The following is a 22,091-nucleotide window of genomic DNA, read 5'->3' as shown; positions in this document are numbered from 1 at the left end:
CTATTGGATTTTGTCTTCTATAAATGATTTTGTTAATTGTAATTCCGATTGGATGAGCGGATAGCGCTCAAATCTTCCTTCAATCTCTTCCACCCATCCGAGTGCTTCTTTATACTTGGCCTGTTCGAGATAAAAAGTAAGCAGTAATTTTGCAAACATATAATGATCTCGATCATGAAGCGAAGCATTTAAATAGCCTCTCATTGATTGCTCCGCCTCTTTAAAAGGCAGTGACTCTTTCTTCCATTCTAATTCTTTCATTAGAATCGAAAGCCATTCATGAGCGAGCGGTTTCGTTTCTTCATTTACTTCTTCTATTTCTTCTTCGTTCAAGGTGCTTTCCTGCTCTTCCTCTGTTGCTTTAATATCCGGCCCTTCTTCGGTTTGTTCCGTAAGAGGCAAATGTTCCTCTTTATCAGCTTCGTCCTCAAAAAGCTCACTATCAAGTTCTGAGTCAATGACACTGCTTAAAGATTCACTCTCATCTATTTCAAGTATCGTATCGGTGTGACCGGCTAAATCTTCAGTGGAAGTATCTTCCTCATCCGTATTTTCTGGATCATCAAATAAATGGCTCTCTTCTAGTTGTGATACGATTTCTTGTTCCGATTCCAAATGCTCTGCTGCAGCGATCTCGAGCTCTGCTTCTTCTTGAGGATTACTTTCAAGTGAATCTTCATCCGTAGCATCTAAATCATCCAACGTTAATGGAACAAGTTCGCCTTCCGTCTCTTGAACTGGCTGAGTCTCATCCATCGCTTCATCTTGATCGTCTGTTTCTATACTAACGAAGGGAACAATGACGTCATCTTCTAGCGGTTCTTCATAGACTTCAGTTGAATCGGATTCAACAATCTCGTCCTGCTCTTCAATCGTAAGCAGTTCGAGGTATTCCACGTCGTCTTCTGGCGGCTCAAGTTCCGCCTCAACCAGCTCCTCATCTTGTTGAGGATCCTCCAGTTCCATGGATGAAAGAAAGTCATTTTCCTCTATTAAAGCTGGTGCTTCCGCCTGTTCATTTTGATCATGCGAAACATCCTCATGATTCACTTGCTCTTTATCCTCATCTTCTTCAAGCAATTCATCAAATAAACTAGCTAAATACATGTCTTCTTCATTATCAGTAGGCAGCTCTGTCTCTTTCACGTCCTCTTGAATCGGCAGTTCCCTATCATCTTCAAAAAAAGCAAGGTCATCTATTAAATCATCGGAGAGTTCTGCTTCCTCAGATTCTTCATCAGAAGATAAATGATTATACTCTTCCTCCTCTTCTAGCTCCTGCTTCTCATGTTCAAGCACCTCTAAATCAAGCACGCTAATCTCATTTTCTTCATCTAAAACAATTGGCTCCACATTCATTTCCTGAGCCTCCTCTTTATAAGATTCAGAGACATTTTGTTCTGGCTCTAAATCATCCAGGCTAGTATTTACTGAGGTAGACAAATCCTCAACAGAGTAAAGATCGTCTTCAGATTCATCCTGATGCTGCAAAGGAATTTCTTCTTCCTCCGCTTCACCCTCTTGACCCTCCTTAAATCGGCCAGCTGCGTACTTAAAGAATAAATAAGCGAATGACCCAGCGAGAATCAAGCTTAAAAGAATGTTCTGCCATAATGGGATATACGATTCAATTGCAAAGCTCAACCCAGCAATAACGAAGGCAAGCACAACCAATACCAACTTCCCTTTCACATTCATGCCCAGAGGCAGCCACGGCAATAAAGGAATTAAAAGTAAAAAAGCAATAAACATGGTAACTAAGCGGGTCATATGTAACGCCTCACAATTAGGGAAAGTTTTAATAAATATAGTTAAATAAAGTAATAGCAGGAAAAGCAAGCTATAAAATATTGTATAATAAAGTTATGTATTTTGAAAGAAGGGAAAGCGATGAACCTATTGAAATATGTACGTAATTCCGAAAAAGGTGTCACATTATTAGAACTTTTACTCGCCATGACGATTCTATCCATTGTCCTACTGACGTTCACTAGATTTTTTTACCAGGCAGGAACTTTTAATCATACGAATCAGAATAAAACGGTGGCGCTGAATGTAGCGAGAAATGCGATGATGTATATGGAGAAACAGCCTTTCATTAAAGTACGCACCGATATGGAGGAAGCCCTCCTAGATGAAAGCAAGAGAGCAGAATATTCTTATAAGTTAATGATCTGTAACGACAGCTATCAATATTTCTTGCCATCAGCCTCCAGCGGACCCAACTGTGAGCTTATAACTATTAATAGTGAAGACTACCAAGTAACTGTTTATCCTGAAAAGATGGAAGATCCTACGAAGAGAAAATATTATATTCCTGTAACAGTGGAGGTGAGGTGGGAAGCCGATGGAAATCCAAAAACGACGACACTGGCCGGCACTATTAAAAGCGAGGATTTACGATAATACAGGCGTAACATTGGTGGAACTTTTGATCACACTTGTCATCATGGCAATCATTTCTCCCATTGTGTACAACGTTTTTCTTGCTGGGCAGCAAACCTATAACCGGCAAGTATCAGAAGTCCAGTTTCGTGAAGATGCTGATTATATCACGACAATGGTGATGAATGAGTTTTTTGCGACACCGTTTGATTTCGTGGAAAAATGCGATACAGATTGTATACAAATTGTTGATTCAAAATCACTCAATGTTGAAAAAACAGGAGAAGGCGCATTCTACAAAATAGAAGAAAAAGATAAAGAGAGTGCTGATACTCAATTGATTCCCATACGTATAACCTCAGAAAATGAAAAAGGTATTATACAAATAAACGGAGAGACACTGGACACTGAATCGGATCTGACCGGTTCTTCTGTAGAGCGCAAATGTGAAATAACTCCACAGCCGGAAAACAGCGGCTGTGAATCGGGAGTGATCGTTTTGACTTTAAAAATGAGCAATTCAAAAACAAAACAAGAAATGACATTGAAAAGCGAGTTCGGATTTTAATGAAAAAAATAATGAATGAACAAGGAAATGCGCTCATTACAGTACTCCTTATCACGGTAGTCTTTACCACATTAGGCCTCGGGATTATCTCGGCAACAATCGGAGGCGCAAAAAGAACCGAAGTTCGCAAAGAAGACATTAATATTACGTATGAAGCGATTGAAGTGATTGATGACTTCACAGCTGAGTTATCTGAAAGAATTCAAGATAAGAACAGGAATTACCAAATTAGTGAATTGAATAAGAATATGATTGGCTTTAATTCCACTTTAGACTTATTAATGACTGATATCATCTCGACGGAAAAATACACAGATCGGCCAGGTGTAGAAAAAATAGAAGCAGAAATTGTCTCATCCCCTGCTATACAAGAAGATGAGACATTAACTCGGGTGGTAGATTTAAAAGTTACTACAAAAGCGGAAAACAGCAGCGCCAGTCGTACAGCAATAAAACGACTGATCGTCTCTCCTTTGCCAAGCTTTTTAAAGTATGCGCTCGGCTCAGAGGATGGTAAACTTTCACTCAATGGCTCTCCGAATATTGTCGGTAATGTATTTGCGAATAATTTAAAGTTGCAAAAAGAAGCAGAATACTATACCAAAACTGGTCAAAAGACAATTGACACGAATCACACTTCGATCATCGGTGACTTATACGCTGGTGAATATGAAGCCGGCAAGTTTAACGCTTCCGCCATGCTTGATTTGCTTAAACCCGAAAGATTTTACCACCAGCAAGTACCTGAGTGGAAAAACGACAGTCAATATCAGGAGATTTACTTCAATACTTCTTATGAACAGGAACGCACACAGTCTATGAATAAGAACGGTGTTGAAAATAGTCCACCTTATACCTCCTTATTTAATCGTAAAGATTTATCGGGAGTAGCTGGTATACCAGCTGTGCTACAGCCTCAAATTACCGAAGATAAAGATGGAAACCCGATCTATCCAGATCCCTATAAAGTGACGGATAGTCTAGTAAACGCAAGCTTTCCTAATAACCTTGAGTTAGAGGGAAACCTTCTCATTACTAATACCTCTCCAATGGTCATCGATACTTTAAGTGTTAAAGGAAATGTTATGATCGTAGCAAACGACTATCTGACGATTAATAATATTTATGCAAGCGGCAATATACAGATCATCAATAACCCTGATGGATACCTTACAATAGCTGAGAATATGATAACAGATAGAGAAATTTCAATGATGAATGAAACATCTGGAAAAATACAGATACAGGGCGTCACAGCAGCAGGAGAAGATATTACTATTTCAAATAAGAAGGAAAGTGAACTGCTAATTACCAATACATTAACAAGTACAGGATCTTTAGCAATTGAAAATAATGAAGGGACCGTTCATTTTGCTACTCCAGTGAAAGAACACGATTATGTGTATATTAGAAATTCAATACTATTAGCTAATAGCGGCACTCTGTCAGTCGATCATCACTTGTACGCGGAAGGAGCGTCTCCAAGTGTAACACCAGAAGGACAAACACTTTACATCGAATCAACCGCTGATGCAAGTTTGAATGGAAATATCTACTCAGGAAGCAAAAGTTTTGACTCTCATAACACCTCTCTCATTGTCCGAGACAGCGAAATGTCGTTCACAGGAGATCTCTTTTCAGAGGGTCCATTGAATATTCGAGGCGACCAGTCAGATAGCGGTAAAGAAGATGATAATTTAATTGCTGATGGTGTCATGTACGCTAAAGGAAAAACAACGGTCTCAAACTTGAACATTTTAGGCAAAGATGATGAGGACATAAACAAACAGCTGATTTTACTTTCAGGGGATGATTTAACAATTACTCGAATTAATGAATTTAGTAACTTTGAAGATCCTGAGGAAAAAACTGATAATTATTTACCTGATGAAAATAACTCTGAGCAAACCAATATTGTTCCGTTGAAAGCATTCTTTTATACAGATAAAAAGGCTGAATTGTATGGGGTTGGATCATTATTTTATATTAATGGAGGACTGTTTGCAAAAGGTGATATGACGGTAAATGGAATTCGAGGAACGGTTGAGAGTGAATCTAGTTTATTATCTAAACAAAACGACCAAAACAATCATCTCTCACGATTCATGATTAATTATAATGACGAGATCATGCTGCAGTATATTGATTCACTTCCAAAGGTTGAGTACCTTTCTATCTACAGCGGAGAATTAACAGTTGAATAAAGCAAAAGGATGGAGCGAAATGCTCCATCCTTTTTTGTTACCATTTGCTGTCATCAATGTCTCCGTTACTAGGATCGCTGCCTGAGCCCCCGTTGTTTGAAGTGTTTACTTCAAACACGGCAGAATCTTTCTTATCACTGCCTTCGATAATACGACCATTTTTGTCTTTTTGTTTGACAGTAACCGTGACGGTTGATGAACCTTTTTTATCTTTTTTATTTCTGATCTTCGTTTTCGAACTATTGACTTCAATGATATCCGGGCGGCTTGATTTGACATTAGCCACGAAGACATCTGTTGCATTCTCTGGTGTATAGCGGATTAAATCCTCTACACTTATCCACTCGTCTTGATCGGTGAAATCGTATCGGGATTCCTTAAACGCAACACCTTGGAGTTCTACAAAAGGATCTTTAAATACGATAGTGATCTCTTTTGTAATAGCGGGCTGTGTTTTTGAAACGAGCGTCATTGTGACTTCTCCTGCTTCAGTTGAAATCAATGACCATTTATCTTCATTACCTTTCTGATCGTCAACCAATTCATAGTTTACTGTCGCGCTATTTATGTCTAAGTCGTAGTCTTTCTTCTTAGTTGATGTCTCAGGGAGAAGTGAAACTTTAAATTCAGCTGTCTTCTCAGTATCAATTTCCCAACGGTCCTTATTGATTCCATCGACTCTGATCTGATTTCCGATTGGCTCGATGAAGAACTCTGTTAATGGTTCATGAACGGCTACTGGTGCCTCTGTCTTTATTTCAGGATTATCATTTGAAGTAACAAAGATTTTTGTTTCCCCTGGATTCAACCCCTCAAGTACCCAGCGATCACCATCACCATCAAGATCTTCCACTAAATAAGCGTCAGCCAAGTTTTGATTTTCATCTTCGAATACTAATTGGTAATCCCTCTGCGCTGTGCCTTTTGGCAACAAGTTAACAATAAACTCTGTCTCGGCCCCTGCATCTACTTTAAGCTCAGCAGGAGTCACTTGAATGCTTGTAATTGGTTCACCGACTGTAACAGGCACCTCTGTTTTAATCTCTGGTCTGTTTTTAGAAGTTACAATCATCGTTGTACTGCCAGCTTTCAACCCTTCTAAGCTCCATTCATCTGCATCCTTACCGTTATCATTTAATAGTTCAGCTTTTACTAAGGACGAATCTGCAAATGTCATTTCATATTTATCCTCTGTTGTATCTTTTGGCAGCAATTCAACCGTGAATTTCACGCTTTGACCTTTTACTACCGCAAGTGGAGCAGGATTGACAAGAATATTCGTGATTTTTTTTGCTATCGTCACATTTTTTTGATCTATGTTAGGCTGAGCAAAGCCTCCTTCTGCTTTAACTGACACATAGTTTTTACCTAATGTTTTTAAAGAAAGGAATCTTTGGTTGCCTATTGGATTAAACGGTACCCAGTCATCGCCGCTAGGGGCTTCTTTGAGACTGTAATAATATTGAACATTATTACCCGCAATAGGACGATTTAACGAAACATCCACTTCTTCATACACAGTCTCACCTGAAACTATAGATTTTTTCGATGTTTTCCCTGTTAGTACTGCTTGAGATGTGAAATATGCTTCAGCAGTATCGTCATCATAGAAAATAATTTGAACTCCTATATTTTGCGAACTGTTGACAGGGTCTTTAATGTAGATTAAGTCTTTGACTGGTTTCATTTTTCCTGGGAAAGATGCTTCAGCCAATTTCGTTCCCGCATAGTAATCTGATCCTGCATTTAAGTTTATTTTTTCAAGCTTTCCATTTTCAAGTCCGTCGTACGCACGGTCTGGATACTCCTTCAGCCTTACTTTCGCTATAATCGACTCACTGCCTGCAGAAATCTGCCCTTCATTCTTATTAGCAAAGCGGCTGTCTATATATTCTAAGTTGGCATCTGGCATTTTTGTATTAATTGCGTAATCGGCTTTCAGCTTTAATGAGAATCGCTGACGCTCGACAGTAAATCGGCCATTTGAGTATGGAATATTACTAATGGAGATCACGGCTTTCGAAACACCATTCTGAGTAGTAACAGTAACTCCACTTTGATTCGGCATAACGCTGATTCCTGGTGGAAGCGTCTGGATAATTTTGATATTATTTAAATTTCCAGAAGTTGTTACAGTCGAATCAATCCCGCTTGGAGTTAGTTCATAGTTTACACTAAATTGATTCGTTGTTTTTCCTGCTTCTTTAATAAGCCCATCGACAAAATATGGCATAGTGCCATTCATTCCGCCTTCAAAGTCCATTGTCCCTGACAAATTAAATGGAGCGTTTTTCTTTACAGTAACTGTAAATGGAGCATGGGGTTCTCCAGAAGGAATCCATTCACCCTGTGCATTTTTTTTGTATGCTCGAATGTCTGTGAAGGTGTATCTTCCTTCTTCAGAAAACTCTAAAGGCAGCTGCTTCATGATTTCATTCGGTGTTCCGCCGTTCACTTCATAGGTAATGGTTTCATTGAGGTAGGCAATGTTACCTGCTGTTCTAACACCAGCAGATTCCGAGACTGTTACCAAACCAGCTGGATTGTTTTTCCCTTCTAGTCTTTCAAATGCCACTTTAGAAAGATCCACTCGCACTTCAGTGTCAAGCTTCGGCGAGTCAATTTTTTCAGCAACTTTTGTCACAATTTGTGTCACATTATCTACAGTAGCTTTGGAGAAGGTTCCGCCAGTGGCAGATGCAAGCTGTTGTAAATAGGAATCGTTAAGTTGTGCCCGGTCATTACCAAAACCAATCGTATGCAACTTAATATTCTCATCTGCCAATTGCGTAGCTGAATCTAATCCAAAAGAGTTAATAAATTTCTGAATAGAGGAACGTGATTGATCTGTACTATACCAATTATTTTTATATGCAAAATTATAAGTGTTCCAGTCTATCCAAATATACGAAGTGTCATTAGAATCAAAATAGACATTTTTGAATTCTTGGTTATACTTATTTTTTGTAAGTAACTTCATTGAAGTTTGCGTCGGTATCCCATCCGTAATGAAGATAATATGCTTATCATTTTGAGATCCATTCATTAAAAGTTGTGCCCTATTTAACGGGTCAACATAATTAGTTCCGCCCCGAGACACTAGGCTATCTACTGTATAGTTAATAGCCGGAAGAGTATCTCTATTACCCATACTTACGAATTTATCAACTCCACTGTCAAAAGAGATAAATCCAAAACGATCTCCATTGGCAGCTGTTGAGTTAGAATAAAAATGCTGAGAGGCGCTTTTGAGGGCATTTTTGGCATTGGTCCATTTTTCCGCATTACCGTATGGAGAAATCGTCATTGAACCAGACTTATCAAATACAAAAACGACGTCCACAGGTTTTCTTTCTTTGCTCTTAATCTCTCCAGTAGGTGTTATTTTCACATTCAATTGGCCAGGTGCTTTGCCGTTTTCCGCCATAAGATACTGATTAGCTGATGGTGAAACAGAAATATTAACTCCTAGTTCCGGAGCAGGCATTACATTCACTGTCACATAACGATGAATAGTTGTTCCACCGGCTGTCAGTTTAATATCGAACACATAGCTTCCTGGCTGCTTAAATTGCACGTTGAAGTTTTCACTGTGGTTTATTTTTGCAGAATTTAAAGAGAAAGGTTTTGTTCTCTGTCGGGCAATGTCTTCTTTAAAGTTTACAAAGGCTCCGACATTCGCTCCACTGCTATTCTTCACTTCATCTAGATTTAAACTGATTTGACCTTCTTGAGAATCAAGCGGTTCATCAATTGCCTGAGCAATCTGTCCGTAATAATTCGCTAAGTTAGCAGAAGATCCATCAAACACTGTTCCACCCGTTTCAGTAGATAGTTCTTCTAGCATTCGATAATGAGAGCTGTTATTACTGCTATTATTAAAGGCCATGCTATGAACAACAATCTTATGAGCTTTTAAGTCTGGAATTTTATTTAGTAGGTCTTCTTTATTATTATTTCCTTTAAAATTTCCGTCAGACAAAAAGATAATATATTTATCGCGGTTACTTTCCTTACTCCCTAACAGACGAATAGCTTCCGAGAATGGCGGGGCGTAATTATTGTCGCCTGAGATATAGTCTTTATGGTCTAACACATTTGCTGCATTTCTGATGTTACTTAGTCCTTCAACTTGTTTAAGAATTGGATTATTCACAGGCTTACGGCTAATACCAGTGTCGAATGGAATGAATGTAAATGAGTCGCCAGTTTCTTGATTCCCTTCAAAATATTGCACACCTGCAAGAAGTGCATCTTTCGCTCTTTTTGCTTTAGCCACTCTATCATCTTTTTGGCTCATCCATTTAGAAGTTTCATGGATAAAAACAACATCGATTGGTTGGCGCTGACCACTTAATGATATGTTCGCATGCAAAGAACCCTCTGCATTTGCATTTACCCCCATCTGAACGGTCTCATCCTTTGCATTGGCAGTAAAATTCAGTCCTACCAAACTTTGAGATGAAGCCGAATTTGCTTTTGGCGTGCTAGGTTTTAACGGAACACTCGACAAAACCAATATAAAAACAAGAAATAATCTTAGTAAAACGACTTTCTTACCCATTCTTTCCCCTCCCTTACATTTCCTAACGATCCAAACTTCCCCTTATTTAATTATATCAATCTAACTACCCTTTTTACACTACTAAAGACCCGGAATAAATAAATATTTCTTGAATATTTTATAATTTGGTAGTTTATGGATTTAAATTCCCTCGCTTCACCTCAGAAATAAAGTAAAGCGACCCCGTCACCACAAGCAGTTCCTTCTCCCTTGCATTTCTCTTAAACTCCCGAACGACCTTCTGCCAATCTGCTTCTGTCATAATCTTTTCGCTTAAAAAAAGAGCAAAGTCATCCAGCCCAGCCGCTCGCGGAAAGTCAAATGTCGTCAGTACAATTTCGTCACAAGCTTGATCAAGCATATTAATCATCGCATCCAGCTTCTTGTCTTTCATTCCCGCAAATATCGCAGTCACCCGATAATCTGGATAGCGTGATTTTAGCGAGTCTGTCAACGCCCGCATTCCTTCTGGATTATGAGCGCCATCTAAAAGTATTATCGGCGTCTCTGATATAATTTCCATTCTTCCAGGCCAAAAAGCTTTTTCAAGTCCGCTTCGGATATGCTCTTCTTCTACTAAAAAGGAGTAAAAAGCATTTAAATACTGAATGCTCATGACAGCGAGAGCCGCATTGTCCACCTGATGCAGCCCATTTAATCCTATCTGAACTTCACCTAGCTTTCCAAACATCGATTGAAAATCAAATTCCTCTCCCTGTGGCAAAGACTGCTTCCATTCACCAGTAAACTCTTTTCCCAGCGTATACATTGCCGCTCGCTTTTCTTTTGCCGCTTTATCTATCACAGCCAATGCTTCCGGCTGCTTTACTGCCGTGATCACAGGAATGCCGCTCTTGATAATTCCCGCTTTTTCATAAGCGATCTGTTCAATCGAATCACCTAAAAACTGCATATGATCCATGCCGATATTCGTGATGACCGACAGCAGTGGATGGACGATATTCGTTGAATCTAAACGTCCGCCAAGTCCGACTTCAAAGATCACGACATCGACAAAATTAATCTTAGAAAAATAATAAAAGGCCATCGCGGTAATGATTTCAAATTCAGACGGTCCGCCAAGCTCTGTTGCCTCAAGTTCCTCAGCCAGCGGCTTAATTGCTTGAACAAGCTGAATGATTTCCTCGTCAGAGATCGGCACGCCGTTCACGCTGATCCGTTCGTTAAATGTTTCAATATATGGTGAAGTAAATGTGCCGACTTGATAGCCTGATTCTTGTAAAATTGAGCGTAAATACGTCACTGTTGAGCCTTTGCCATTCGTTCCGCCGACGTGGATCGTTTTTAAATGCCGTTCGGGGTGATTTAAACGTTCCATCATCCACTCCATCCGCTGGAGGCCTGGTTTAATTCCGAGACGCAGTCTTCCGTGTATCCAATTGATTGCTTCTTCATATGTATGTATCATATCTTTCTTCCTTTCTTGATAAAAAGGGCCGGACCATAATGGCCAGACCCTTCATTCATTTAGTTCTTTAATTCGTTCATCCGTGCTTCAACTGCTGCACGTTTTTCTAGATAATCGCTTTCCTTCGCACGCTCTTCATCCACGACGTTTTGCGGTGCTTTGGAAATGAAGCGTTCGTTGCCAAGCTTTTTCTGAACGCGTTCTACTTCGCTGTTCCACTTGTCCCATTCTTTTTGCAGACGGGCAATTTCCTCGTCAATATTGATCAGTCCTTCAAGCGGAAGCACAAGCTCTGCTCCTGTTACGACAGCTGTCATGGCTTTATCAGGTACGGTTAAGTCCGTTGCGAGTGTCAGTTCTTCCGGATTACAGAACTTTTCGATATACGCACGGTTTTTCTCTAGAACCGCCAGCACTTTTTCGTCTTTTGCCTTGATCATCAGCATGACTTTCTTGCTCATTGGCGTATTCACTTCGGAACGAATCGCACGGACAGCGCGGATGATGTCCACTAGCAGCTTCATTTCATTGGCTGCTGTTTGATCCGTTAATTCCATACGCACTTCCGGCCATTTCGCCGTCACGATGGTTTCGCCTTCATGCGGAAGGTTCTGCCATATTTCCTCGGTAATAAATGGCATGAATGGGTGTAAAAGTCGCATTGTGTTGTCGAGTACATAAGCTAAAATCGAACGAGTCGTTTTCTTCGCTGCTTCGTCTTCTCCGTATAACGGAAGTTTCGCCATTTCAATGTACCAGTCACAGAAGTCATCCCAGATAAAGTTGTAAAGGACACGTCCTACTTCACCAAACTCATAGCGGTCAGCAAGCTTTGTCACGGTTTCAATCGTTTCATTCAAGCGAGTTAAGATCCATTTATCTGCAACAGACATCTCGCCTGTTAAGTCGATTTCCTCATACTTCATGCCATCCATATTCATTAAAGCAAAACGGGAAGCATTCCAGATCTTATTGGCAAAGTTCCAAACAGACTCCACTTTTTCTACTGAGAAGCGGAGATCTTGTCCTGGTGAGCTGCCTGTCGACAAGAAGTAACGCAAGGCATCCGCACCGTATTTTTCAATAATTTCCATAGGATCGACACCGTTGCCTAATGACTTACTCATTTTCCGGCCTTCAGCATCACGAACCAATCCATGAATTAATACGTCATCAAACGGACGGCCGCCAGTAAATTCAATGCCTTGGAAGATCATACGGGATACCCAGAAGAAAATGATGTCGTAGCCTGTCACTAGTGCCGCTGTCGGATAGTAGCGCTTAAAGTCAGCTGCGTCTGTATCCGGCCAGCCCATTGTTGAAAATGGCCATAGAGCGGAACTGAACCATGTATCTAATACGTCTGTATCCTGCTCCCAGTTTTCAATATCTTCAGGCGCTTCATTGCCAACGTACACTTCGCCCGTTTGTTTATGATACCAAGCTGGAATGCGGTGTCCCCACCATAGCTGACGGGAAATACACCAGTCGCGGATATTTTCCATCCAGCGCAGATAGGTTTTTTCAAACCGGTCAGGAACAAAGTTGACCTTGTCATCTGACTTCTGCAGGTTGATCGCTTCATCAGCAAGCGGCTGCATTTTCACAAACCACTGAGTAGATAAATATGGTTCAACTACCGCACCGCTTCGTTCAGAGTGACCCACTGAATGCATATGCTCTTCAATTTTGAACAGTACGCCTGCTTCTTGCAGATCCTTCACAATTTGTTTACGGCATTCGAAACGGTCCATGCCTTCATATTGGCCAGCAAGCCCGTTCATCGTGCCGTCTTCGTTCATAACTAGCACGCGCTCTAAGTTATGGCAGTTGCCGATTTCAAAGTCGTTCGGGTCATGAGCCGGAGTGATTTTAACTGCACCTGAACCGAATTCCATATCGACATAGTCATCACCGACAATCGTGATTTCACGGCCAACGATCGGAAGTGTCACTTTTTTGCCAATTAAGTGCTTGTAGCGCTCATCTTCCGGGTGAACCGCTACCGCTGTATCGCCAAGCATCGTTTCCGGACGAGTCGTAGCAATTTCAATGTGCCCACTGCCGTCTGCAAGCGGGTATCTCATATGGTAGAACGCGCCTTGAACATCTTTATAAATGACTTCGATATCAGAAAGCGCCGTTTTCGTAGCCGGGTCCCAGTTGATGATATACTCGCCGCGGTAGATTAAGCCTTTGTTGTATAGCTTAACAAATACTTCCTTAACGGCTTTTGACAGACCTTCGTCCAAGGTGAAACGCTCACGGCTGTAATCAAGACCAAGTCCAAGCTTTGACCACTGCTCACGGATAAATGTGGCATATTCATCTTTCCATTTCCACGCTTCTTCTAAAAACTTCTCGCGTCCAAGATCATAGCGGCTTTTTCCTTCTTCACGAAGCTTTTGCTCTACTTTTGCTTGAGTCGCAATTCCCGCATGGTCCATGCCAGGCAGCCAAAGGACATCATAGCCCTGCATACGCTTCATACGAGTTAAGATATCTTGAAGCGTCGTATCCCAAGCATGTCCTAAATGTAGCTTGCCTGTTACGTTTGGCGGCGGAATGACGATTGTATAGGGATCTTTTGACTGATCGTCTTTCGCTTCAAAGAACTGACCCTTTACCCACCAGTCATAACGTCCTTGTTCAATGGACTTCGGATCATATTTTGTCGGCATCGTTAATTCGTTGCTGTTTTCCATTGCATTTCCTCCTTGTGCGGTTCATTCATGATTTTCTGCATAAAAAAACTCCTCTCGCCAAAAGGACGAAGGAGTAGTTCGCGGTGCCACCTTTTTTCACGAATAGCAAATAGCCATTCAGCTCTCATCAATTAACGGCTGTTCACCGGTTTCCACTACTTCCCATTTCGCAGAAACAGCTCACGGGCGACCTTCCGATGGCGCTGTTTAGAAAACCTTTCAGCCGTGGGTTTTCCTCTCTATAAATCAGCCTTCCATTGTACTCTTCCCGATCCTAGCTTTTATCTTATCAAACCTATAGTATCTAAAAATATGTAATTTCGTCAATCATTATTGCCGGAAAAAATGAATTTTATTCCCCATTCATTAAGAAGAAAACTCACGTCCCAAGCTCTCTCATCATACACTATTTTAACAATGAATGGGCAGGTGTCAATGATGAGAAAATACAACCCTTACCGGCTTCCTCCCTGGCTGCGAACCTGCCGAAGGATTTGCTGCCAGCTGTGTATTCCGTTTGCGATCTTCCAAGGGATTCGCACCCTTTTCTTGCCAACGTCCTTTGATGTGCTTCTTTTGTTTATTCTGATCATCCTTTGCTGCGCCCTTCACCTGGAATGGATCTAAAAAATATAAGGCTGTCTCACAGTGAACAGATTCCTGATTATCAGAGATCTGATACACGTGAGACAGCCTAAACTATTCGATAGATGGTGCTTGCAGCTGAACGACAAAGTATTCTAAGTTCTTCAACAGCCAATATTGGCGCTGAAGCTTCTCAGTAAACCTTTGTTCATTGTACTTGGTCGGGTCAGTAAAGTAAGAAACAATCGTTTGATACATAGCCCCCGGGTAAGCCAGGTAGCTTTGAAGCAAGGAGACCTCCCCTTTTTTTAAAGGAAAGTGTTCCGTGTAGTGCCGATAATGCTCTAAGTCTGTTTCTGCTTTTTTCGGAAAGGTGTCAAACGACCGTACAAAATAGGGAATCAGATCATGAAGAGGCGAAGCCGGCCTTGATTGTTCAAGGTTGATAAAATATCCTCCTCCACTGGCATCCATTAAAAAGTGCTCCGCTGCTAAATGCCCGTGAATATGAACAACCCGCGTCTTCTTCTCTTCCTTCGTTTCTTCTTTCCAGTCCTTCAACCGCTCCTTCGCATACGTAAAGCTTTGCGAGAGATCGCGATAGTATAGACAGAACATCAGCTGAAATGGAGACATGTACACTTCTTTCTCCGCCAGCAGCAAATACTTCTCGAGCTGCTCCTCCTGGCTCTCCCACTGCGCCTTCGTCCGGTTGTAATGCTCGAGACGGCTTTCCGGATCGGACTCTACCTCCCTGACAGACAACGTATGAATCCTCGCAGCTTCACGAAGCATTTTCCGTTCCAGCTCGTTATTCTCCCGGTGTTTTCCCGCTTCTACCCAAGGCATTAAATAATAAATGTACCCTCCGTCAAGCACGCCGTACCGCCCATCCAGTGCCGGATATACCGGAACGAGCCGATGATACCCGGACTGATACAGACGCTGCATGCCATGAATGAAGTTCATTCCTTTTGCCGCCGGAATTCTCTTTAAGGCAAAGGTTCCTTGTTTCGTAACCAGTTTTTGCACCCGGCCGTTTTGCTCGACATGCTGAGGTTTTAGTCCATAGCTTTGCCAGACAGCAGAAAGTGACTGCTTCACGCCTTTCACCTGCTTTTGGAAAAAATATTATTTTGCCTGTTTGACAGGGATATAAAGCACTTGTCCTGCTTCGATGTTCTGGTTTGTTTCCAGACTGTTTTCCCTGACGATATCCGACGGCTGCAACTCGTAGCGCTTAGCAAGCTTCTCCAGCGTTTCTTCTTTTTGCACGATGCAGACTTTCCACGTCACAGTTTTCGGCTCTTCTTCTTTTCTTGCAAAGAAATCTGCCAGTGACATAGATTCAGTCTTAGACTTCTTGGATTTTTTCTTTTCATGTACAGTGACTTTCCCAACAGATGCTTCTGCCGTCATTTCCGCAGAGGATGAGCTGCTTTCCATCGGATCATCGCTCATTTGCTGTTCTTCCTGCACAATCGCAAGAGCGTCCATTTCCGTTTCCACTTCTTCCGTTTCGGATGCCTCCTGCTCCTCATTTCTGGCATCGGCCATTGCGAAAAGGGAATCGTCTATCTCAGCTTTTGCCGCTGGTTGTGTCTCTTTTTTTGCTTTTGATGCTTCTGCCGTTTTGATTTCATTTTCCGCTTTTGCTAAGGCTGGGTTTGTTTCCGCCTTTTCCGCTTCAGCCGTTTCTTTCTTCATCTCATTTTCTGCCTCTCTGCCCACTTGCTGCAGCCACTTTTGAGTCAGCGTCACTTCTTTTTCTTCTATAGGCTTTTTCTTCGCTTCTATAGAAAAATCGGCGTCTGTCATCTTTCCATTTTCTTCAAATTGCTCTTTGACTAATGAGTCGAGCTTAACAATCGAATACTCCGGTTCGGTCAACACCGCTTTTTCCGTATTCTCACCAGGTAGATCAAGCAGCTTGACGATCGTTTCCTCCGTTAAGCGTACGGCTTGCTGCTCTCCGTAAATACCCGCAATCGACAAGTCCACCGTCAGCTTTAAGCGTGAACGTTCCGGTATTTCATAATCAAAGGAATCGATGTAGATTTCCACTTCTTCCATTCTTTCAATCCGGTTTTTTGGAATCGTAATATTGATAGGAAAGTAGTGGAAGAATTCACAGTCATTCTGTCCTCTGACAAGGACTTGATCGGCGTATCTCATCCCTTTTTGTTCAGGTGTTTCCTCCCCCTCTTCTGCCACTGGCTGATACTCACCTGACAGTTCTAAATGTCCATCAAGCTTAATATCCTGGCCGAGGTCCACAATCGTAATTTGCGGATCGAGCGAAATAGAATATAATTCTTCTACCTCCTGCCCGCTTCTAAATAAAATCGTTTCCTCTAATGAAAATCGTAAAGACGACTGGTCTTGTAAAGTCATTCATTGTTTCCTCCTTTCAATTACACTCGCTAAACCTTCTCTTTTCGAATGTATGCAGAAAGGCAGAAGAATATACTTTTTTAGTTTACAAGACTTCTTCTTCTCATCCACCAGGCGGTCAATGGAGAAACAAAGAACAATATATAAAAAATCCGAAATAAATGAAAGCTTGTTACCATGGCGATATCCGCTCCTGCAGACATGCTGGTAACTGCCATTTCTGCCACACCACCCGGGGCGAGGCTGATGAATAAATCGACAAGCGGCACATCTAAAAAGACGTGAAGCAAGTAAGCGGCGACTAAACAAAATACCACTAAACTTACATTCATGATCACGAGCAGCAGCAAATACTTCATCGGCAAGGATTCTTTTGAAAAAACCATTTTTAACCCTAGGTAAATTCCTAGAAGAACCTGAGCCGCATTCAACAAAAGCGCAGGCACAATAAAGGGGTCACCGCCGGTCATATTCCAGGTGATCACTGCCGCCATAGGTGCCAATAGAAAAGGGATCGGCATATGTATTTTGCGAAAACCCGCAGTGAAAACGATGAACATGACGGAAAGAATGACAATCGATAGCATCGGCAACGAGAAAAAAGATGGTATCGATGCTTCTTCTTGAAGAGGCGCTGCTGTTTTTTTAGCTAAAAAAGCGGCGGCGAACGGTACAATCGTTACCACAAAAAACACACGAAGCGTCTGCATCAGTGTAACGACGGACGCATCTGCTCTTTGATCTTCTTCTGACATGAGCACCATTTGCGACAGTCCGCCCGGCAGGCTGCCTAATAGAGCCGTACTCATGTCCCAGCTGGTCCATTTGGTCAGATACCAAGCCATGATGACCGTAAGCGCCACTACAAGGGTTGTCAGAATGAACATATAAGGCAGAAATTCTGCAAGCGGCTGAATCGCTTCTTTTAAAAATGAAGTCCCGAGACTGATGCCGATGATGATCAGGCTCGTGTTTCTCCAAAATTTCGGGATCGACAGCTTCATTTCTGTCCCCTGATTGATCAGCGCGATCACAATTAGCGGACCAAGCAGCCAAGGTAAAATTATATGCAGCTGAACGAATAAATAGCCTGCAGCTAGAGCGATCGCCACTGTTTTCATAAATGATTGAGTAAACATCAAATCTCTCCATTGCCAAAAAGACTGCTCCATAAATGCCAAGACCCCAAACAGGGCCTTGGACATTTGATTAGGAACAGTCTCTTAGAAGTTGTGTATTATTTTTTTATGCGGCTGAATGCTTTTTCTGCCGCGGCAATTGTTTTTTCAATATCTTCATCTGAATGAGCGACTGATAAGAACAGTCCTTCAAATTGAGATGGAGGAAGGAATACCCCTTCTTCAGCCATTTCTTTGTAGTAGTCGGCAAATAACTCTAAATCAGATGTTTTGGCTTGATCGTAATTCGTCACTTTTTCATTCGTGAAGAATAAACCGATCATTGAACCCGCACGGTTAAAGGAGTGAGGAATTCCGTATTTCTCAGCCGCTTGGGATAATCCTTCTTCCAAACGATCCGCTTTGCGTCCGAACTCTTCATACATTTCTGGTGTCAATTGACGCAGGGTTTCCAGTCCTGCTGTCATAGCCATTGGATTCCCTGAAAGCGTACCTGCTTGATAAATCGGACCGCTAGGGGCAATTTGCGACATGATTTCCGCCTTGCCGCCGTAAGCGCCAACTGGCAGACCTCCGCCGATTACTTTACCAAGACAAGTCAAGTCAGGTGTAATGCCATAGTAGCCTTGCGCACAATTGTAGCCCACACGGAATCCTGTCATGACTTCATCGAAGATTAATAAAGCACCATTTTGCTCAGTGATTTCGCGAAGACCTTCTAGGAAGCCTGGCTGCGGAGGAACAACACCCATGTTGCCTGCAACTGGTTCTACAATGATACCGGCAATGTCGTCGCCGAATTGTTCAAACGCATATTTCACTCCATCTAAGTCGTTATACGGAACGGTAATCGTATTGTTCGCTACCCCTTCCGGAACTCCCGGGCTGTCAGGCAAGCCAAGTGTCGCTACACCAGATCCTGCTTTGATCAGCAAGGAGTCACCATGTCCGTGGTAACAGCCTTCAAACTTAAGAATTTTATTGCGTCCTGTATAACCGCGTGCTAAGCGAAGCGCACTCATTGTCGCTTCTGTACCCGAAGATACCATCCGGACGATTTCAATGGACGGAACACGCTCAATCACAAGCTGCGCCAATTCATTTTCGATCAATGTAGAAGCACCAAAGCTTGTACCTGTTTCAGCCGTTTTCTTAAGCGCTTCAACCACTTGTTCGTTCGTGTGGCCTAAGATTAGCGGACCCCAAGATAATACGTAGTCAATATATTCATTGCCGTCGATATCATAGATTTTTGACCCTTTTCCGTGATCCATAAAGATCGGGTCAATATTTACTGATTTAAATGCTCGCACCGGGCTATTAACCCCGCCTGGCATTAATTTTACTGCTTCTTCAAATGCTTGCTTGGACTTTTCATAAGAACGCATCGATCGTTCCTCCCTTTTATTGTAGTGAAAGAATTATTCACTTAACCAGCGTGCTGCGTCTTTGGCGAAGTAAGTAATAATTAAATCTGCTCCCGCTCGCTTCATGCTTGTCAGTTTCTCCATGACAATTGCTCTTTCGTCCACCCAGCCATTAAGAGCCGCGGCTTTCACCATAGAGTACTCTCCGCTTACATTATAAGCCACAACCGGTGCATTAAATTCATTGCGCACATCGCGAATGATATCTAAGTAAGATAGAGCTGGCTTAACGATTAAGAAGTCTGCGCCTTCTTCCATATCAGACTGAGCTTCACGCATCGCTTCCCGTCGGTTAGCCGGATCCATTTGGTACGTTTTACGGTCTCCGAATTGAGGCGTAGAATCAGCTGCATCACGGAATGGACCGTAGAAGCTTGAAGAATATTTCACCGCATAAGACATGATTGGAACCTCAGTATACCCAGCTTCATCTAAGCCTTTACGAATGGCGGCAACAAACCCGTCCATCATGTTAGAAGGAGCAATGATGTCTGCACCTGCTTCCGCTTGGCTGACAGCTGTTTTCGCCAGCAGATCAAGCGTTGGATCGTTTAACACGTTTCCGCCTTCGATCACACCGCAATGGCCGTGATCCGTGTACTCGCATAAGCAAGTATCCGCGATGACGATAACGTTTGGAAATTGACCTTTTATGTATCGAGTAGCCCTTTGGACAATCCCATGATTATGGTAAGCTCCAGTTCCTGTAGCGTCCTTATCGCTTGAATTCGGTACGCCAAACAAAATCACGGATGTAAGGCCAAGTGCCACGATTTCATCCATTTCAGCATGCAGTTGATCCATGGAAATTTGAAATACGCCAGGCATCGAAGGTACTTCATTCTTCACTTGCTCGCCTTCCACAATAAACAAAGGGTAAATTAAATCTTCTTTACGCAAAAAGTTCTCTCTGACAAGCGCGCGCATATTGGCTGACTGGCGCAAACGGCGATGACGTGTAAATTGCAAATCCATATAAAATCATTCCTCTCTGAAATAATTGATGATTTGTTTTGTTAATGCATGAACGGTGTATTCTTCAGGACTCATTCGCACATTCATTCCTGCTTGAATCGCTGCCTTTTCAGTAACAGGCCCAATGCATGCAATAAGCCTGTCATCCGGCAAGGAATAACTTCCTTCTTCGCAGGCTTGAACAAAATGCCGTACAGCCGACGGACTGGTGAATGTAATGACATCGATCTTCTCTTCCGTCAGCAGAGAAAGCAGTCGCTGCTTTTCTTCCTTAGGAAAATAGGTCTCATACACAATCCATTCATCCGCTTCTATACCATGTTTTCTGCATGCAGCAGCAATCGTTTCCCTGGCCAAATTTCCTTTTGGGATCAACACTTTTTTCCCGGAAAATGCACCGGAATCAATCGACTTAGCAAAGTCATCTGCTGAAAATTTGCCCGGCATAAATTCAGCCGAATAACCGTACTGACGAAGAGCCTCTTCCGTTTTAGTCCCAATGACGGCAAAACGATTCGTTAAACTGTTTAAATCAATACCCGCCTTTTTTAAGCGGCTGAAGAAATAGTCCACTCCGTTTTTACTCGTTAAGATCATCCAATCATATGTATGGAGCAGCTGTAAATATTGATGCTCATGTTCGTCTTGAAATGGGCGAAAAGCAATCAGGGGAACGACGTGCGCCACTCCCCCTGCTTCTTCTATCATATCAGCAAATACAGCTGATTGTCCTATTGGACGAGTGATTAAAATCTGTTTGCCCAAAAGCGGCTGACCACTCATTGGCCATCCAACTCAGCCTTCACCTCATCAATTAACTGTTTCGCACCGCGCTCGCTCAAGAGTCTCGCTGCTTCCTCGCCAACCGCTTGAGGATCTTGCCCCATTACCGTTTCTTTATAGACCGTCTTTCCATCCGGAGACGCAACAAGTGCAGTCAGTACTGTATCTTCACCTGAAAGAACAGCATAGCCCGCAATTGGCACTTGGCAGCCGCCTTCCATTTTGTGCAAGAAAGCTCGTTCCGCTGTCACGGTTTGTGTCGTTTCTCCGCTAGCGAAAGCGCGCAATAATTCAAGCAGCTCTTCATCATCTTCACGGCATTCAATGGATAATGCGCCCTGCCCGACAGCCGGCACACAGAACTCGGCATCTAAGAACTCAGTGACCACATCAGACGTCCATCCCATACGTGATAGTCCCGCTGCTGCTAAGATAATCGCATCATATTCTTCTGTTTCAAGCTTAGAAAGTCTCGTATCAATATTTCCGCGAATCCATTTAATTTCAAGATCCGGACGCACAGCCAAAAGCTGCGATCCGCGGCGAAGGCTGCTTGTGCCGATGACTGATCCTGCTGGCATATCTTTAAGTTTTACATGATTCTTTGAAATAAACGCGTCTCTGGCATCTTCTCGTTCAGGAATACAGCCGATCGTCAAGCCCTCAGGCAATACAGCCGGCATATCCTTCATGCTGTGAACGGCCATATCAATTTCTTTATCAAGCATCGCTTGCTCGATCTCTTTCACGAATAACCCTTTGCCGCCTACTTTAGAAAGCGTTACATCAAGAATGCGGTCGCCTTTTGTCACGATTTCCTTTACTTCAAATTCAAAGGAAGGGTTGATCTTTTTCAACTGGTCAATTACCCAGTTTGTTTGTGTTAAAGCTAATTTACTTCTGCGTGACCCAACAATAATTTTTCTCATATTC

15 protein-coding genes and 1 other annotated feature are annotated in these 22,091 nt (G+C 42.3%); of the genes, 4 read left to right on the top strand and 11 right to left on the bottom strand.

Features of this window, described 5'->3' with window-relative positions; all coding sequences use genetic code 11:
* Positions 1–1,770 carry a hypothetical protein gene (locus tag JOC78_RS09205; protein WP_204554435.1) on the bottom strand — a complete coding sequence of 590 codons (1,770 nt, stop codon included), beginning with the start codon at positions 1,768–1,770 and terminating at the stop codon, positions 1–3.
* Positions 1,771–1,890: 120 nt separating this feature from the next.
* Between JOC78_RS09205 and JOC78_RS09200 the strand changes: the two genes are divergently transcribed.
* The 3 genes from JOC78_RS09200 to JOC78_RS09190 are packed head-to-tail and all read left to right on the top strand — an operon-like array spanning position 1,891 to position 5,157.
* Positions 1,891–2,406, top strand: a complete 516-nt coding sequence (locus JOC78_RS09200) for a type IV pilus modification PilV family protein (protein ID WP_204554433.1) — start codon at positions 1,891–1,893, stop codon at positions 2,404–2,406.
* Positions 2,348–2,953, top strand: coding sequence for a PilW family protein (locus JOC78_RS09195; protein ID WP_204554431.1), 606 nt, complete (start codon positions 2,348–2,350; stop codon positions 2,951–2,953). The genes JOC78_RS09200 and JOC78_RS09195 overlap by 59 nt, the downstream gene beginning before the upstream one ends.
* Positions 2,953–5,157, top strand: coding sequence for a hypothetical protein (locus tag JOC78_RS09190; RefSeq protein WP_204554429.1), 2,205 nt, complete (start codon positions 2,953–2,955; stop codon positions 5,155–5,157). Before JOC78_RS09195 ends, JOC78_RS09190 begins: the two co-directional genes overlap by 1 nt.
* Before the next feature lie 37 nt (positions 5,158–5,194).
* Here the strand turns inward: JOC78_RS09190 and JOC78_RS09185 are convergent, their stop codons facing one another.
* From JOC78_RS09185 to JOC78_RS09175, 3 genes are all read right to left on the bottom strand, one after another.
* Complete coding sequence (locus JOC78_RS09185) at positions 5,195–9,721, bottom strand: VWA domain-containing protein (protein WP_204554427.1); 4,527 nt, start codon at positions 9,719–9,721, stop codon at positions 5,195–5,197.
* Between the two features lie 133 nt (positions 9,722–9,854).
* Complete coding sequence (locus JOC78_RS09180; protein ID WP_204554426.1) at positions 9,855–11,150, bottom strand: bifunctional folylpolyglutamate synthase/dihydrofolate synthase; 1,296 nt, start codon at positions 11,148–11,150, stop codon at positions 9,855–9,857.
* Between the two features lie 59 nt (positions 11,151–11,209).
* Positions 11,210–13,855 (bottom strand): valine--tRNA ligase, encoded by a 2,646-nt coding sequence (locus JOC78_RS09175; RefSeq protein ID WP_204554423.1) that lies wholly within the window; start codon positions 13,853–13,855, stop codon positions 11,210–11,212.
* Between the two features lie 58 nt (positions 13,856–13,913).
* Positions 13,914–14,140, bottom strand: a binding site (T-box leader).
* A gap of 150 nt (positions 14,141–14,290) precedes the next feature.
* Here JOC78_RS09175 and JOC78_RS17460 point away from each other — a divergent pair.
* Positions 14,291–14,482 carry a hypothetical protein gene (locus JOC78_RS17460; protein ID WP_239587090.1) on the top strand — a complete coding sequence of 64 codons (192 nt, stop codon included), beginning with the start codon at positions 14,291–14,293 and terminating at the stop codon, positions 14,480–14,482.
* Positions 14,483–14,554: 72 nt separating this feature from the next.
* Here JOC78_RS17460 and ysxE read toward each other — a convergent pair whose 3' ends face one another.
* The 7 genes from ysxE to hemC all read right to left on the bottom strand — a co-directional run bounded on the left by ysxE (position 14,555) and on the right by hemC (position 22,087).
* Positions 14,555–15,544 (bottom strand): spore coat protein YsxE, encoded by a 990-nt coding sequence (gene ysxE, locus JOC78_RS09170; RefSeq protein ID WP_204554421.1) that lies wholly within the window; start codon positions 15,542–15,544, stop codon positions 14,555–14,557.
* 27 nt (positions 15,545–15,571) lie between these two features.
* On the bottom strand, positions 15,572–16,834 hold the full coding sequence (locus tag JOC78_RS09165) for a LysM peptidoglycan-binding domain-containing protein (RefSeq protein ID WP_204554419.1): 1,263 nt from the start codon (positions 16,832–16,834) through the stop codon (positions 15,572–15,574).
* An 80-nt stretch (positions 16,835–16,914) separates the two neighbouring features.
* Entirely contained in the window at positions 16,915–17,973 is a 1,059-nt protein-coding gene (locus JOC78_RS09160) for an AbrB family transcriptional regulator (protein ID WP_204554417.1), read from the bottom strand.
* 98 nt (positions 17,974–18,071) lie between these two features.
* The gene (gene hemL, locus JOC78_RS09155) at positions 18,072–19,361 is read right to left on the bottom strand and encodes a glutamate-1-semialdehyde 2,1-aminomutase (RefSeq protein ID WP_204554415.1); all 1,290 of its coding nucleotides are present in this window, start codon (positions 19,359–19,361) and stop codon (positions 18,072–18,074) included.
* A 33-nt stretch (positions 19,362–19,394) separates the two neighbouring features.
* The gene (gene hemB / locus JOC78_RS09150) at positions 19,395–20,375 is read right to left on the bottom strand and encodes a porphobilinogen synthase (RefSeq protein WP_204554413.1); all 981 of its coding nucleotides are present in this window, start codon (positions 20,373–20,375) and stop codon (positions 19,395–19,397) included.
* 6 nt (positions 20,376–20,381) lie between these two features.
* Complete coding sequence (locus tag JOC78_RS09145) at positions 20,382–21,158, bottom strand: uroporphyrinogen-III synthase (RefSeq protein ID WP_204554411.1); 777 nt, start codon at positions 21,156–21,158, stop codon at positions 20,382–20,384.
* Positions 21,155–22,087, bottom strand: coding sequence for a hydroxymethylbilane synthase (hemC, locus tag JOC78_RS09140; RefSeq protein WP_204554409.1), 933 nt, complete (start codon positions 22,085–22,087; stop codon positions 21,155–21,157). The genes JOC78_RS09145 and hemC overlap by 4 nt, the downstream gene beginning before the upstream one ends.
* Between the last annotated feature and the right edge of the window lie 4 nt (positions 22,088–22,091).

It is taken from the genome of Bacillus ectoiniformans, assembly GCF_016908875.1.
Lineage (GTDB): Bacteria > Bacillota > Bacilli > Bacillales > Domibacillaceae > Bacillus_BX > Bacillus_BX ectoiniformans.
This window is presented reverse-complemented; position numbering and strand designations above follow the sequence as displayed.